Origin of the sequence: Clostridium sp. ATCC 25772, assembly GCF_001573875.1 — a bacterium.
Taxonomy (GTDB): domain Bacteria; phylum Bacillota; class Clostridia; order Clostridiales; family Clostridiaceae; genus Clostridium_J; species Clostridium_J senegalense.
In genome coordinates this window covers 1-15671 of the sequence record NZ_LFRG01000009.1, presented here as the reverse complement: position 1 = coordinate 15671, position 15671 = coordinate 1, and the positions used below count along the sequence as shown (strand labels likewise).

Here is a 15671-nt window from a genome sequence, read left to right as displayed (position 1 = left end):
ATTTTTATGTATCAAAAAAATATAAGGGTAGTAATAATCGACAGTGGATTAGACATAGAAGATGACGAGTTAAGAAATTGTATAGAAGAACAAATAGAAATAAATTTAAATCAATATGGACAAGTAATTAAAAGAAAGGGTAGTATTGTAAAAAATAAGCATGGAACAGTAATAGCTAAAACAATTTTAAATATAACAGAAAATATTGAATTTATAGATGTAAACATATTAGATGAAAACTTAGGAAGTAATGGAAAAATACTAATTGAAGCACTAAATTATTCATTAAGATACAAACCTAATATTATTCATTTAAGCTTGGGAACAACGAAATTAAAGTATTGGTATCCATTAAGAAAAGTAATTAATAAATTAATTAAGAATAATATTATAATTGTAGCTGCAACTAATAATGAAGGTAAAAGATGTTATCCTGCTTATTTAAAAAATGTATTTGGGGTAAGGGGAAATTCTTTAAAAAATTATAAAATGTTTTATTATAAAGATAATTTTTTTTATGCTCCTTATGATTTATCACCAGAACTTTTAGCATCAGAAAAAATGAAAAATGTCAAAGGAACAAGTATTTCAGCAGCATATATTACTGGACATATATGTAATATTTTAAAAAACAATTATTTAATAGACAGAGAAAAGATTATAAAAAATATAATTGCCATTGGTGAAGAAAATTACTTTATGATTGATAAGAAATAAAATAACAAAACTAACTTTTTAAAAAAAATATTAATAAGTAGGTGGAAAAAATGGAAAAAAATGAAGTTAAAATGGGGAAGATTGGAGAAGTTTGGGATGGAAATGAACGAGGAAAGGGAGTAAAAAATATAACATTTTGCCTTACAGAAGACTGTAATTTGGTATGTAAATATTGCTATATGGTAGGGAAAAATAATAAGAAAAAAATGAGTTTTGATGTAGCAAAAAAATGTGTAGATTATATACTTTCAAATAGAGACATATTTAATGAGGGTGCTGTTGTATGGGATTTCATAGGTGGAGAACCTTTTTTAGAAATTGATTTATTAGATAAAATCTGTGATTATATAAAATTACAGATGTATATTTTAAATCATCCATGGTTTAATGCATATAGATTTAGTTTATCAACTAATGGAATATTATATAATACAGAAAAAGTTCAAAAGTTTATTAAGAAAAATAGATATCATCTATCAATTGGATTTAGTGTTGATGGTAATGAAATAAAACATAATTTACAAAGAGTATATCCTAATGGTAAAGGTTCTTATAAGGATGTAGTAAAGAATGTACCGCTATGGCTTTCACAATTTGAAAATGGCGAAACTAAAGCTACATTTTCCCATGATGATTTACCATATCTTAAAGATAGTATTATAAGCTTATGGAATATAGGAATAAAAACGGTTTCAGCAAATGTTGTATTTGAAGATGTATGGCGTGAAGGGGATGACATAGTATTAGAAAAACAGCTAAATGAACTAGGAGACTATATAATTGAAAATGAACTATGGGACAAGTATTCAGTAAGATTTTTTGATCCAGCAATAGGTCATCCCTTGGATGAGCATGGAGAGGATAAAAACTATTGTGGAGCAGGAAAAATGTTAGCGATTGATTGTGAAGGTAATTTTTATCCTTGCATAAGATTTTTAGATTTTTCATTAAATAATAAAACGGGAAGAAAAATTGGAGATATAGTTAATGGAATCGATAGCGATAAATTAAGGCCATTTTTAGGGTTAACATTAAAAAGTCAAAGTAAAACAGAATGTGTAAACTGTGAAGTAGCATCTGGATGCTCATGGTGTACAGGATTTAATTATGATGCAGCAGAAAGTAATACTATTTATAGTAGAGCTACATATAATTGTAATATGTATAAAGCAACTATAAGAGCAAATAAAAAATTTTGGGAAAAATATGAAATAGTAACAGGTAAAAAATCACCAAGGAGAAATTATAAAAATAAACAGCAAAAGTATTTACAAATTGTTTTAGATGATAGTAATGTAGCTTATTGTAATTACAATAGTAACAATGAAAATAGAAAAAACATTATGCAAGATGAAGTTATAAAGAAAGGTATTGCATATGCAAAAGCAAATGAATTTAATGTGATTTTTATAGGCAGTAAAAATATCAATAAAGTAGAAAGATTAGAAAGCTGTGGAGTTATTGTTAATTCTACATTCAAAGATATAGACAATAATGATATAGTGGTATACGAAAATAATACTGAAAATTTAATAAATTCAGAAAATTGTATATTAGTAATAGATACTATAAATATAGAAAAAATTACTGATTTCATTAAAGATATTTATGAATTTAGTGGTAGAGTAAATTTAGTTCTCAGAAACTTTGAGAAGTGGAATCAAGAGCATATTGATAAGTATAAGATAGAACTTAATAGACTTATAGATTTTGTAGAGGGAACATATGTAAATAAAAAACCAATAGAAATTAATATTATTACAGATAGATTATATTTAAATAAACAATGTAATTGCGATGCGGGTATAAGCACTTTTACATTAATGCCTAATGGAAAAATATATATATGTCCAGCATTTTATTTTGATAATTCAGATAATTGTATAGGAGATATTTATAATGGAATTTTAAATAAAGAAGAGTGTTTAATGAGTTTAAATAAAGCTCCTATTTGTATGAACTGTGATTCATATCAGTGTAAAAGATGTATATATTTAAATAAAAAGCTTACAGGTGAATATAATACACCATCTAAGATACAATGCTTATTAAGTCATTATGAGCGTGATGTATCTAGAAAATTACAACAAAGGTTAATTAACAAAGGACTAATATCAAATAAAAATATTATAACAAAATTGGATTATAATGATCCATTGGAAAAAATAGTGAGAAGTCAAGGAGGCTATATTAATGTCTAAAGAAATAGTTGGTAAAATTCTGGAGTTGGAGAAAAAAGAAATAAATTTATTATTTGAGAAGAAGTTAGCTTTAGATGAACTAAAAATGTCATTAGAAGATATAGAAATAAAAGATTTGGATAAAACTGAAATACTAAATAGGATAGAAAAAGATTTCTTTAAGAATAATGAATTGATTGAAAGCTGGTGGAACAGAATGTCTCAAAAATATAAATGGAAATCGAAATATGGTGCTAGTTGGGTTATAAATTTTGATACAAATGATGTTTGTTTGACAGAATAAAAAAAATATTATTATAGATTTAATTTTAGTAAACATATTAAAAATATTTTAGATGGGGTGATAAAATGAAAAGTTTATTTTCTAAAGTAAAATATAACAATGATGTTAAAGGGTATTATGAAGATTGTTTAGGTGAGTGTTCTTCAAATTGTGAGAGTACATGCAAAGGTGATTGTGGATACAAGTGCCAAGGTGAATGTAGAAATAGTTGTGGAGGACTTTGTAAGAGAAACGTAGCTTTTTAGAAATTTTATTTTAAATAAGAAATACTGTTTACTAAATTAGATATATATTAAATAACAATTATAATTGTTATTCAGTTATTTCTGATATTACTTTAAAATGACTCGGATGATTAAAAGCTTAATAAAGAGCATCATCTTTATAATATAACTACGATTAAATAAAATAAAGATGATGCTCTATAACTTAAATGTTAGAACATGCAAAGTAATATCCAAGTATAATATGTGTTTATCCATTAATGTAGAAAAAATAATATATTATAGATTAAGAGAAAATATTAAATAATAAAAGTATATTTATTTAAAAAAAGGTTGTAGTCATATATGAATATTAGTTCATAAAGAAAGTATTTCAAATTTTGTACAATATTTTATAAGGAAAAAGTAAAATAATAATATTTGATAGTTGTCCTATGCTAAAATATAAATTTTTAAATATACACTTTGGAGAATAAGGATATTATATGAATAAAATTTAAATAAATTAACGGTTGTTAAATACATAACAAAGTAAAAAAGTATGAACAGGTTATTATACTTATGGATAGTTATGACTTATTTAATGTCATACTTAATAATTAGTATAAATAATAATTATTAAAATTTATTGAATCTGAACATCTACTGTTAGGGAGAGGGATATTATGGAAAATATATTAGAGGTTAAAGAAATATATAAGGAACTATCTAAACGACCAATAATAAAAGGGATTAATTTTGAAGTTAAAGAAGGAGAAGTCTTTGGATTTTTAGGCTCAAATGGAGCAGGAAAAACTACTACTATAAGAATGTTAGTTGGATTAATTAAACCTAATAAAGGAACTATAAAGATAAATGGATATGATATACAAAAGGATTTTGTAAAAGCTATTAGAAGTGTTGGATGTATTGTAGAAAACCCTGAACTTTATTTAGATTTAACTGGAAGACAAAATTTAAGGCTATTCGCAAGGATGTACGGTGATATTACAGAGGATAGAATACAGGAAGTAATTGATTTTATAGGTTTAAATGAAAGAATAGATGATAAGGTTAAAAAGTATTCTTTAGGAATGAAACAAAGATTAGGGCTAGGGCAAGCTTTATTAGGAAATCCTAAACTATTAATTTTAGATGAACCTACAAATGGATTGGATCCATCAGGGATAGTAGAGTTTAGAAATATTATAAAGAAGTTAGTTAAAGAAAATAATACTGCTGTATTTATATCTTCACACATACTTTCTGAAATAGAATTGCTTTGTGATAGAGTTGCATTTATAAATAATGGAACAATAAAATCTATTGAACTTACTGAAAACCTTGTGAAAAATAGTACTGATGAAAGAATATGTTTAATTACTCCTGAAAAAGAGAAGGGAAAGGAGTTACTTTTCAATCTTTATTTTGTAAAACATGTTGAGGAGGAAGGGGAAAAGTTATTATTTTATTGTGAAAAAGGTACATTCCCTAAGCTTATTGAGGCATTTGCTAAAAGAAATATTCCTATAGAAGAAATAAACAAGGCACATCAAAATCTAGAAAATAGGTTTATGGAAATCATGGAGGGGGAGGAATAATTTGATAAATTGCATAAAGAATGAAATCATAAAGCTAATTCATAATAAAAAGCTATATATTTTTTTATTAGCTTTAGTACTATTAATAGTTTTTAAACTTATCTATATGTATAGTAGCAGTTTTGGAAAAACCCCAAGTGAACAATTAAAGAAAAAAGAGAGTGTACTTATTGAATTAAAGGCTGAAGCAAAAAGTGAATCATTGTCAAAAGAAAAAAAGAAAGATATAGACATACAAATGAAAAGATTAGATGAAGAGATTAAAATGTTAAAAGATAATATAGCAAATCCAGATGAAAATTGGAAAAATACTATGAAAAATAAAATTGAGAACTTGGAAAATGAAAAAGGAGAATTGTCAGAAAATTTAGACTCTGTTGAAATTGAGAAGTGTAATGCTGAATTACAATATTACAATTATCTTTTAGATAATGATATTGAACCAAATAAGGAGTATAAAATATATGCGTTTGAAGATATAACAGGAATATTTGATTTTATAAATAAAATGATTCTACCAATTTTAATTGCTTTTCTTTGCAGTGATATTATAGCAAGTGAATATACATTTTCAACGATTAAAGCACTTTTAACAAAGCCGGTATCACGCCGAAAAATATTTTGTTCTAAATTTTTAAGTAATATATGTATTGTTACAATAACTATATGTCTTATGGAGTTTATTACATTTATTATTATAAGTTTAATTTTTAATTTTGGTAATCCATCTTATCCTATAATTGTTGGGACAAAATATGTGAAGGCTTCTAATAATAATTTATATATAAATAACATTTCTGCTGTAATTGGAAGTTCATATATTATTTCTGCTTGGAAATTAATACTGCTAAATCTATTTATGCAATTTATATTTATAATAACATGTGTAAGTTTTGTTATGTTCATTTCAACTATTTTTACAAATAGCATTACTTCTTTAACTATTAATTTAGGGATATTAATGCTCATATCATTAATAACTTATATATTGCCTTTAAAATTTTTAAATAAACTATATCCTATATTGTTTACAACATATAGTTGTGGTACGGATATTATTAAAGGAAATTTAGTAATGAGTTTGAATAGTACAATATTTAGTATTCCTTTAGGAATAGTTATTATGTTAATTTGGAGTATTGTTTGTTACTTTATTTCATCAAAGATATTTAATAAGAGGGATGTATTAATATAAAGAAGGTGATAGGGTGTGGAGTTTAATTAGAAATGAAATAAGAAAAATGATAAGCAAAAAAAGATTTATTGTGGTTTTATCAATGACTTTTGGCTTAGTTGCACTTGCAACATTTGGAGCTTATAAAAATATTGGTTATGAACTGCCTAAAAAACGAGCTGAAAGGCTTAAAGAGTCAATTAATTATTATGAAGAAAAGAAAAAATATGCATTGGAAAATAATCAGATTGTGAAGGCTGAGAGATATGGTATTTGGGTAGAAGAAGATAAAAATGAGTTAGCTATTAAGGAAGAATTATTAGATAATAGTATTCCATGTAAAGATAGGCTGAAAAAAGAGATAGAGTTTTTGAATAAAAGAAAAGGGGAGGGGGCTACACCTAGTTTAGATACAGAAATTCAAAAGTTAAATGATGAAATTTCTGAAAAGCAATACTATTTAGACAATGATTTAGAATATGATTATAATAGTGATGGTACAGCATTTATTGCATTACCAAGTCTTTTAAAAACTATAGATAGATTATTTATAATAGTAATAATAGGAATTTTAGCATCAGATATTATTTCAGGAGAAAATGATCCTGCTACTATAAAGATGCTTTTAACAAAGCCAGTTTCAAGAGGTAAAGTATTAATTTCAAAGTTTTTAACAGTGGTATTTATGTCTAATGGTATAGTCTTAATTTTAGAATTTATGGCATTCATTTTTTTAGGATTAATATTGGGTTTTGGAGATCCATCAGCACCTATAGCTGTAGGAACAAAGTATAAAATGGATATGGCGCTTGTAGAAAATACAGGACAATCAATTTCAGCAGTAATTGGAAGTAGTTATTTAGTTACTACTTGGGAATTTACTATAAAGGCATTAATATTACAAATATTTTTAATTACAGCTACAGTTTCCTTTTGTTTTTTGATGTCTACACTTATTAAAAATAGTTCAGTATCAACAGGAGTTAGCTTTATATCTATGTTGATATTATTATGCATAACTGTTAAAATTACACTTTTATCAGAACAAGGATTACCTAATATATTAAATAGAGTGTTACCATTTATATTTACATCGTACTTTGATATTACATCAGTTATAAGAGGTAATTGGGCAGGCGAATTAATATGTCCACTTATAACATATAAATTTTCTTTATTTATATTAACAGCATGGATTATAGTGTGTTACTTAATTTCTCACTTTAATTTTGTAAAAAAAGATATAATTTAATATTAAATTATGGAAGGTTATCTTAAAATATAATTAATTTTGAGGTAACCTTTAATTTTTATTATAGTTAAAAATATTGTCTTAGAAATGAAAATAAAAAGTAACACAAAAGACATAAAAGTTATTTAAAATAAAAATATGCTTATACAAAGTTTTTATGAAAAAGATGGAGGAAATGTTGTGGAGCTTAAAATATTTAATTTCATAGATGAGACTATAAAGCTTTTAGAAGAAGCTAAACCAGAGATTAATGATGTTTCTGAAGAAATAGAGGATTATTTAAAAAAACATTTAGAATCTATGAATGATGGAGATATAAACTTAGTAACGAGAATAAAATCTAAATCTAGTTTAGAGGAAAAAATAATAAGAAATAATTATTATAAAAAATATAAATGTGCAGAGGATCTACTACATAATTTACAAGATTTAATTGGTATACGGGTAGAGTGTAGATTTATAGAAGATGAAGTGAAAATATATGAAAAACTAAGAGAGGTATTTAATGAAAGAGATATAGACGGATATTATTATAATTCACTAAATAAAAATATACGACTTTATTTAGCTGGAGAGCAACCTCAAAAACAAAAAAATGGTTTTGAAATATATAAAATAGATGGAATATATGAAAATGATAAAGCTAAATATAAATTTGAACTTCAAATTAAATCTCTTGTAAATATGTTCTGGGGTGAAATTGAACATAAAGTAATATATAAAAATAAAAATTATATGTTAGGTGATGAGTTTCTAAAAAATATATTAACATCTATAAAAAAACATTTATGCATGATTGATAATCAATTAGCAGTAGTATATAATCATTCAGCTAAATCTAATACTGCAGATTTAGATGTAAGAAAAAAACAAATAGAAACTATGTTATCTAAAATTATATATGATTCTTTCTCTAATCAGATGAAAAATAGTATAGGATTTATAGTTGACTTTAAAACATCTTCTGATGTGATTGTAAATTATATATTTAGAAGCAGCAATGCAAAAGATTTTCAGGATTATAATCAAACCCTTATTAATATGTTATCTAGAGTAAATGAAATAAGTAAGAATAATATTGATTTTGGTAGAGAGTTAGAATTTGATAGAGATATAAATTTTGAAAGTAAGTTTTGTGAGAAATTCGGAAATAAGTTATTAAATGTTATAAATATTGATTTTCATTGGAATATATTTTTTAAAATTCTTTTTGAAATAGAGTTAGGAAGTAATGCAGAAGATTTTGAAAGATTTATACAATATATGGAGTATAGATTTTATAATAATGAAGGATTCTGTCAACTAAATGATAATTTTACTAAAGAAGAAAGTGAATACATAAAATGTGAGATGTTAAATATAATAGCAAATGCTTTTGGCAAGGCTACATCTATAAGTTTTATATATGAAAAAAATATATGTAAAATAAATAATGTAATAGAAGAAATGGTATTTATGCTATGTAAAAATATAATTAGTTTTGAAAAATGGGAAAAAGAAAAAGATGTATATGAACAAATGATATTAAATAAAATATTATTAGAAGTTGATGAATAGTATAAGTTCATTATAAAGAAAATTTTGCAAATAACATCGTAATTAATTATTATGGTGTTATTTGTTGAAAGATTTAAAGATTTAAAACAAATACAAAATTTACAATATATGGTTTAAATCTAAAAGTTAAAAGAATAAAAATAAAAAAAGTGGATATGGTTATATAATGATTATCACAAGTCAATTTGATTAATCGTAGTAAGGAGTGATTGTATGAAAAGAGTAAACTCTAATCCTTTTATAACTAGTGGATTTGAAAAATCGAAAACAGGGTATAACAATAAAACTATGAGTGTTTATTCAACTATAATTAAATCATTAATTTTAATAGGTATAACAGTAACTTCTTTTGGAACTACTTGGTCTGTATTAAAAGATGGCACTTCAGATTTTAACAGTTTGCTTATTATATCATCTATAGCAGCGTTTATATTATCTATATTAACTAGTTTTATACCTAAAATTGCAAATGTAACATCAATTTTATATGCTATGTTTGAAGGAGTGTTATTATCAAGTTTTTCTATGGTTATGGAATCCAGTTATCCAGGGATAGTATTTTCTGCTACTTGCTTAACTTTTGCAGTGGCAATAGCTACATTGCTTATATATAGGAGAACACCAACATTAGCTGGAAAGATTAGAAAAGGGGTAACTATAGGTATAACATCAGTTTTTTTATTATATATACTGTCATTTATATTATCTATATTTGGAATTTATTTACCTATATATGGAGGTGGAACTATAGGAATAGGATTTAGTGTACTAGTAGTGGCACTGGCATCTTTTAGTTTAATATTAGATTATGATTTTATATTAAAAAATGTTCAATATGGTGCACCTAAGTATATGGAATGGTATTCTGCTTTTGGATTACTTGTAACACTTATATGGTTATATGTAGAAATAGTTCAGTTAATTGCAAAATTACTTCAAGGTTCTAGAGATTAAAATACACAGATAGAAGGAAGTTTGAATTTAAATTTATACACAATTCTAAAAGATTTATGAGCATATATTACTTTTAAAATATCTAAGGTTTGGAGTAAATAATTTTAAAAGTCAATTTAAAACTTTATATTATATTTTAAATTATAAATTAAGATAATAAAAATATTTTGGTTAAAATTATATTAGATTAAAGTATGGTAAAGAAAAAATTAAAAAAAGTTTAAAATATTTAAATTAAATTTAATATTAATAAAAAAAGTTTACAAAAAATATATTTGAATATTTGTTTGTTAAAAGATATCATATAATATAGGAATATAAAATTGTTTTTTTATTTTATAGGCAAAAAATTTTAATTCCTAAAGAATGGAACCAGATTAGAATCTGTTTCAATATATGAAAGTTGTATTAAATTTATAAGTTATCTAAAGTACAATTTAGTTGACTAATTAAAGTGGAGGAATAAAATTATGGAAGAAAATTTGATATCGGAGTATCTAAGAGTTGCTAATAAAACTTTTAAGAAATTAGATGAAGAATTAATTAAATTAGGTTTATATAGAGGACAACCGTCTCTTATAATGGTTTTATATAAAAATGAAGGAGTAAGACAAAAAGAGTTATGTGAGAAGCTTTCAGTTACTCCAGCAACAATGACCAAAATGGTAAATAGAATGGAAAAGTCAGGTTTTATAGTTAAAAAAATAGATAGTGAAGATTTAAGAGTTAGTAGAATATTTCTTACGGAAAAAGCTCATTCTATAAAAAATGAAATTTTTAATTTATTTGAGGAATTCGATAAGCAATGTTTTTCAAATATAAAACAAGATGAAAAAGAAATATTTCAATCAGTATTATTTAAAATAGTTAAAAACTTAAGTTAGTAATCTGTAATGTATTAGAATAAAATTTAGTTTTATTTTGATGCATTTTTTTATTGAAATTTAAGTAAATATTTAATATATAACAATATTTTAAGTACATATTCACATATAACTTTTAAAGGCAATAATTATTGTTTTTTTTAAGTTGACTATTATGTATGTAAGCAATATACTTGTAGTGAAAATGGTGAAGTTATATTCATTTAAATAATCAAAATTCATTTGCTACTATATAATCTTATGGACAACTATAGGGAAATAAGCTCCAATTTAAATTTATTCAATAACCTTAAAATATTTTTATACAAGATGCAGTGTTGAATTCTAAGTGATTCGGAGAATGTCTCACTATTTTAGGTATCTAAATTTTGGAATGGATAACTTTAAGAGTCAACTTGGAACCCTATATAGGGAAATAATCTTGAATTTAAATCAATTTATCAAACTTTTATTATCGGCTGAGAAAAAACAAGTACAACTATGGTTAGTTAAAAGTAATGGATGAAACTGAAAATCAGTTTCTTAAAATAAAAAATACGTTTAGTATTATTAGGAACATAGTGAGTGATAATCACCACAACTCTTAACTCTTAACTAAAATAATCTGTTAACTAGTAATAAAATATTAATTTGAATTTTCTCATTTGATAAATTAATAAGTTTAAAATTCAACTGTTAAAGTTTTAATTAGTTGTCCAAATACATATTATTTTTAAAAGCGTATTTTAAAGTAAAAGAGGAGATACTATGCCAAAAATTATTAAAAATTTAGATGAAACTATACGAAAAAAGACTTTTAAACTATTTTCAGAAAAAGGATATGATGGAGTCGATATAAAACTTATTGCAAAGGAATGTGGTATGGCAGTAGGAACATTTTATAATTATTATAGTAGTAAAATGGAATTGTTTATGGATATATTAGATAAGTCATGGAAAGAAACTTTTAAGAAAATAGAAGAAAGTAAAATGGAAAATTTAACGGTTAGAGAAAGATTAGAAGTACAAATTGAAATATTATATGATGATATTGAAAATAGAAAAGGGTTAGGTTTTTATATACAACAAAAATATATATTTAATAGTAATAAAGCAACAGAAATGACTAATCTAAATGATGTCATTGTTTGCAATATTAAACAAATATTTGAGCCCTTAAGCAAAAAATCTTGTTTTAATGCAATTGAAGATGTAAATGAAAGATTAGGGTATACATTAATACTTCAAATTACTAAATGTCTGGCTATGTATCCAGAAAAAAAATGTGAAAATCTTAAATTTATAAAATCTTTAATATTATCATTAGTAGTATAATGGAATAGCAATTTAATTAAATTGCAAACTTCTTTTTGTAAATAGAAGATATTGTTTTTATGAATAAGTTTAATGTCTATAGGACATAATAAAAATATAGTGTTAATTGGTAGGCTATTAGATTCACAATCTAAATTAGTTCTTAATGATTTTAGATTTGTCTAAAATTTATATATATAATAGGCAATTAAACATATTTAGAAGGGAGTTTGTAATTTATGGGTAAAAAAATGCATAAAGGAGAACAACAAAAACTGCTAAAGAAAGCTAGAAATCTTTTAGAACAAGATATGGGGATTACAGAAGTAATGGAGGCTACAGGATTATCACAACAAGATATTCAAAGAGAACAACAAAAAATGAGAAAATAATATAAAGGAAGAACTGCTTTTTAATTAAGGCAGTTTTTTATTTTGCCAAAATTTAGAGTATTAAATTCCGTAGAAATTTATAGAAAAACTAAATGTAAAGGAATAACAAGTGCATTAAATTATATTTAATAGGCTATAAATAAAAAAGGGATTTTGAAAAGTATATATAATTAAGTTATTATATATACTATAAAAAATTATATATATTGATTTTTATTTAAATTTTATAGGTCATTTAAAGGAGTACATTTATGAAGAAAGTAGGCATGAGAAATATAAAAACAGCAGTATCTGTTTTTATTTGTATAGTAATAAGTAGAATTTTTAAATTTTCTTCACCTTTTTATGCTTGTATAGCAGCGGTTATATGTATGCAATCTACTGTAGAAACTTCCTTTGAGGTAGGAAAAAACAGACTTATAGGGACCACCTTTGGTGCTATATTAGGAGTAGTATTTTCTTATATAATGCCTAATAGTGTAATTCTTACAGCATTGGGTATTAGTTTGCTTATATATTTATGTGATGTAATTCATAAAAACAAGTCAACAACTATATCGTGTATAGTTTTTGTAGCTATTATGACTAATTTAAAAGATAAGTCTCCATTTGAATATGGGGTAAATAGATTTTTAGAAACAGCGTTAGGAATAGTTATTGCTGTATTAGTTAATAAATATATTTGTCCGTATTATAAGCGTAAAAAAGAGAAGAGAGATAAATAAAGAACAAATCATTATTATGTGATTTGTTCTTTATTTTTTATAGAGATATAGGGAAACAAGCTCCAATTTAAATTTATTCAACAATCTTAAAATATTTTTACACAAGATATAGTGTTGAATTCTAAGTGATTCGGAGCATGTCTCACTATTTTGGGTATCCAAGTTTTGGAATGGATAATTTTAAAAGTCAACTTGGAACCATATATAAACTTAAGGTTATATATAAAAATTTTTGTTATCAATTGATAAAAAATATAGTCAGTTAAATAGTGAGTAATAATCAACACAACTATTCACTATTAACTCTTAACTAAAATAAGCGTTAACTAGGAATGAAATATTAATTTAAAATTTTCTCATTTAATAAATGAATAAGTTTAAAATTTAATGTGAAACTCAATAGTGTGGTGCAAAATTATTTTACTATAAACTGAAAAGTTGATATTTTATTTAAGGGTTTAGAAAATATACCAAATTTTCACTATAATGAAAATATTTAATTAAAATTTAACGGAAATTATAGACAATAATACTAGTTTCGAGTATTATTAATATTAAGAAAAATGTTAAAAAATAGATAATTTCTATGTTGATGAAGAGGTGTAAATTTTGAAAAAAGATATTGGAAATAAAATAAAAGAACTAAGGTCAGATAAAAAAATGACATTAAGAGAATTAAGTGAAGCTACAGGACTTTCAATAGGTTTTTTGTCACAGTTAGAAAGAGGCCTTACTAGTATAGCTACAGATTCACTTATGAGAATAGCTGAAGCTTTAGATGTGGATTTAAATTATTTTTTTACTAATCCAAAGAGAAAGCATAGAGTAGTTTTAAAGAATTATGAAAAAGAAGTGGCTAAAATAGATAGTTCTATGTTTATAAATTATAACTTGACTACTAATCCTAATGATAAGGCTTTATTGCCAAGATTAATAGAAATATTACCTAATAACATAGAAGAAAATTTAACTCAATATAAACATGAAGGTGAAGAATTTATATATGTATTAGAGGGTGTTTTGACATTATATGTAGATAATGAACAGTACGAGTTATATCCTGGAGACACTGCTCATTATAGTTCACAAATAATGCATAACTTTGCTAATCACACAAGTAAAATAGTTAAAATTTTAGAGGTTCTTACACCAAATCCTTTTAAAGATAAAGAATAATATTTTGAAAAAATGTTTATGATTTTGGAAAATATATTATATGTGATATTAAAAAAGTTGTCCAAGCAATTTTTTAGTGAGAGAAGAGAAAAAATTTTTAGTAAATTTGGAAAATTTCAAAATGTATGGTAAGTGTGTAGATATTTGTATAAAGTATGCTTACAAAACTAAAAAATATTTTGAAGTTTTATATTTAAATTTACTTAAAATACTAGAATCAATTGTGTATAATAGATTTAACAAAATTAAAAGAAATCAAACCCAAACTATTTAAGATGATATAATTGAAAAAACACAACAACAACTTTAAATAGGAATATAAAAGGATGGTAAGATAAATGAATAAAATAATTGGATTTATTGGTTCAGGAAATATGGGCAAAGCTATGATTGGTGGAATAATAAAATCTAATCTAGTTAAACCAAATCAAGTTATTATTTCTGATTTAAATGAAAGTAAGTTAGAGGAGATAAAGAGAGAATTTGATGTACTTACTACAACAAATTCTAATGAAGTAGCAAAGAAAGCAGATATATTATTTTTAGCTATTAAACCTAATGTTTATGATATAGTTATGAAAGAGATTAAAAAAGATTTATCTCAGGATAAAGTTATAGTAACTATAGCAGCTGGAAAAACTATACAGGATATTGAAAATGTATTAGGGGAAGATACAAAAATAGTAAGAACAATGCCTAATACTCCAGCGTTAGTAAATGAAGGAATGTCAGCACTTTGCAAGAATAAGAATGTATCAGAAGAAGAATTAAATAATATAAAAGATATATTTGAAAGTTTTGGAAAAGCTGAGGTTGTTTCTGAATACTTAATAGATTCTGTAATAGGGATTAGTGGATCATCTCCAGCTTATGTGTTCATGTTTATAGAAGCATTGGCAGATGGTGCAGTAATAGGTGGAATGCCAAGGGATAAGGCATATAAGTTTGCAGCGCAAGCGGTTTTAGGTTCTGCAAAAATGGTATTAGAAACAGGAATGCACCCAGGAGCATTAAAGGATATGGTTTGTTCACCAGGAGGAACCACTATTGAAGCTGTTAGAAGTTTAGAAAAAAGCGGTTTTAGAGCTTCAGTTATAGAAGCAGTAGTTGATTGTATGAAAAAATCAGAAGAAATGACTAAAAAATAATTATGTAATTAAAACTGTATTATAGGGTTCCAAGCATGTGCGTAAAGCTAAGCTAATTTATTCCAAAGTAGGGGGAAGTGCATAATCGAAAAGCATTTCCTCACTATTTTT

General features: G+C 24.5%; 15 protein-coding genes. All 15 read left to right on the top strand.

What is annotated here, in order from left to right; genetic code table 11:
* Window positions 1-6: 6 nt before the first annotated feature.
* The 15 genes from AZI32_RS04295 (at window position 7) to proC (ending at window position 15560) form a co-directional block, all read left to right on the top strand.
* Window positions 7-717, top strand: coding sequence for a S8 family serine peptidase (locus AZI32_RS04295; RefSeq protein ID WP_061994667.1), 711 nt, complete (start codon window positions 7-9; stop codon window positions 715-717).
* Between the two features lie 50 nt (window positions 718-767).
* Window positions 768-2918, top strand: coding sequence for a radical SAM peptide maturase, CXXX-repeat target family (locus tag AZI32_RS04290; RefSeq protein WP_061994666.1), 2151 nt, complete (start codon window positions 768-770; stop codon window positions 2916-2918).
* Entirely contained in the window at window positions 2911-3201 is a 291-nt protein-coding gene (locus AZI32_RS04285; RefSeq protein ID WP_061994665.1) for a CXXX repeat peptide modification system protein, read from the top strand. The genes AZI32_RS04290 and AZI32_RS04285 overlap by 8 nt, the downstream gene beginning before the upstream one ends.
* A 65-nt stretch (window positions 3202-3266) precedes the next feature.
* Window positions 3267-3446, top strand: a complete 180-nt coding sequence (locus tag AZI32_RS04280; protein ID WP_061994664.1) for a hypothetical protein — start codon at window positions 3267-3269, stop codon at window positions 3444-3446.
* 644 nt (window positions 3447-4090) lie between these two features.
* Window positions 4091-5005 carry an ABC transporter ATP-binding protein gene (locus tag AZI32_RS04275; RefSeq protein WP_061994663.1) on the top strand — a complete coding sequence of 305 codons (915 nt, stop codon included), beginning with the start codon at window positions 4091-4093 and terminating at the stop codon, window positions 5003-5005.
* A gap of 1 nt (window position 5006) precedes the next feature.
* Window positions 5007-6200: an ABC transporter permease subunit gene (locus AZI32_RS04270; RefSeq protein WP_061994662.1), complete on the top strand. Its 1194-nt coding sequence runs from the start codon at window positions 5007-5009 to the stop codon at window positions 6198-6200.
* A gap of 13 nt (window positions 6201-6213) precedes the next feature.
* On the top strand, window positions 6214-7431 hold the full coding sequence (locus AZI32_RS04265) for an ABC transporter permease subunit (RefSeq protein WP_061994661.1): 1218 nt from the start codon (window positions 6214-6216) through the stop codon (window positions 7429-7431).
* Window positions 7432-7611: 180 nt separating this feature from the next.
* On the top strand, window positions 7612-8988 hold the full coding sequence (locus AZI32_RS04260) for a hypothetical protein (RefSeq protein ID WP_061994660.1): 1377 nt from the start codon (window positions 7612-7614) through the stop codon (window positions 8986-8988).
* Window positions 8989-9201: 213 nt separating this feature from the next.
* Window positions 9202-9942, top strand: coding sequence for a Bax inhibitor-1/YccA family protein (locus AZI32_RS04255; protein ID WP_061994659.1), 741 nt, complete (start codon window positions 9202-9204; stop codon window positions 9940-9942).
* 470 nt (window positions 9943-10412) lie between these two features.
* On the top strand, window positions 10413-10826 hold the full coding sequence (locus AZI32_RS04250) for a MarR family transcriptional regulator (protein WP_061994658.1): 414 nt from the start codon (window positions 10413-10415) through the stop codon (window positions 10824-10826).
* 747 nt (window positions 10827-11573) lie between these two features.
* Window positions 11574-12140 carry a TetR/AcrR family transcriptional regulator gene (locus AZI32_RS04245; RefSeq protein ID WP_061994657.1) on the top strand — a complete coding sequence of 189 codons (567 nt, stop codon included), beginning with the start codon at window positions 11574-11576 and terminating at the stop codon, window positions 12138-12140.
* Between the two features lie 218 nt (window positions 12141-12358).
* Window positions 12359-12511, top strand: a complete 153-nt coding sequence (locus AZI32_RS18290; protein ID WP_010293208.1) for a hypothetical protein — start codon at window positions 12359-12361, stop codon at window positions 12509-12511.
* A gap of 251 nt (window positions 12512-12762) precedes the next feature.
* Entirely contained in the window at window positions 12763-13236 is a 474-nt protein-coding gene (locus AZI32_RS04240) for an aromatic acid exporter family protein (protein ID WP_061994656.1), read from the top strand.
* A 609-nt stretch (window positions 13237-13845) separates the two neighbouring features.
* Window positions 13846-14412 carry a cupin domain-containing protein gene (locus AZI32_RS04235; RefSeq protein ID WP_061994655.1) on the top strand — a complete coding sequence of 189 codons (567 nt, stop codon included), beginning with the start codon at window positions 13846-13848 and terminating at the stop codon, window positions 14410-14412.
* A gap of 338 nt (window positions 14413-14750) precedes the next feature.
* A complete protein-coding gene (proC, locus tag AZI32_RS04230) occupies window positions 14751-15560 on the top strand; it encodes a pyrroline-5-carboxylate reductase (protein WP_061994654.1) in 810 nt (269 codons plus the stop codon).
* Window positions 15561-15671 lie beyond the last annotated feature (111 nt).

Excerpts from the sequence above, each read along its gene's own strand:
- AZI32_RS04280 (WP_061994664.1), top strand. The coding sequence starts at position 3,267 with ATGAAAAGTTTATTTTCTAAAGTAAAATATAACAATGATGTTAAAGGG.
- AZI32_RS04240 (WP_061994656.1), top strand. The coding sequence starts at position 12,763 with ATGAAGAAAGTAGGCATGAGAAATATAAAAACAGCAGTATCTGTTTTT.
- AZI32_RS04285 (WP_061994665.1), top strand. The coding sequence starts at position 2,911 with ATGTCTAAAGAAATAGTTGGTAAAATTCTGGAGTTGGAGAAAAAAGAA.
- AZI32_RS04290 (WP_061994666.1), top strand. The coding sequence starts at position 768 with ATGGAAAAAAATGAAGTTAAAATGGGGAAGATTGGAGAAGTTTGGGAT.
- AZI32_RS04275 (WP_061994663.1), top strand. The coding sequence starts at position 4,091 with ATGGAAAATATATTAGAGGTTAAAGAAATATATAAGGAACTATCTAAA.
- AZI32_RS04245 (WP_061994657.1), top strand. The coding sequence starts at position 11,574 with ATGCCAAAAATTATTAAAAATTTAGATGAAACTATACGAAAAAAGACT.
- AZI32_RS04255 (WP_061994659.1), top strand. The coding sequence starts at position 9,202 with ATGAAAAGAGTAAACTCTAATCCTTTTATAACTAGTGGATTTGAAAAA.
- AZI32_RS04295 (WP_061994667.1), top strand. The coding sequence starts at position 7 with ATGTATCAAAAAAATATAAGGGTAGTAATAATCGACAGTGGATTAGAC.
- proC (WP_061994654.1), top strand. The coding sequence starts at position 14,751 with ATGAATAAAATAATTGGATTTATTGGTTCAGGAAATATGGGCAAAGCT.
- AZI32_RS18290 (WP_010293208.1), top strand. The coding sequence starts at position 12,359 with ATGGGTAAAAAAATGCATAAAGGAGAACAACAAAAACTGCTAAAGAAA.
- AZI32_RS04250 (WP_061994658.1), top strand. The coding sequence starts at position 10,413 with ATGGAAGAAAATTTGATATCGGAGTATCTAAGAGTTGCTAATAAAACT.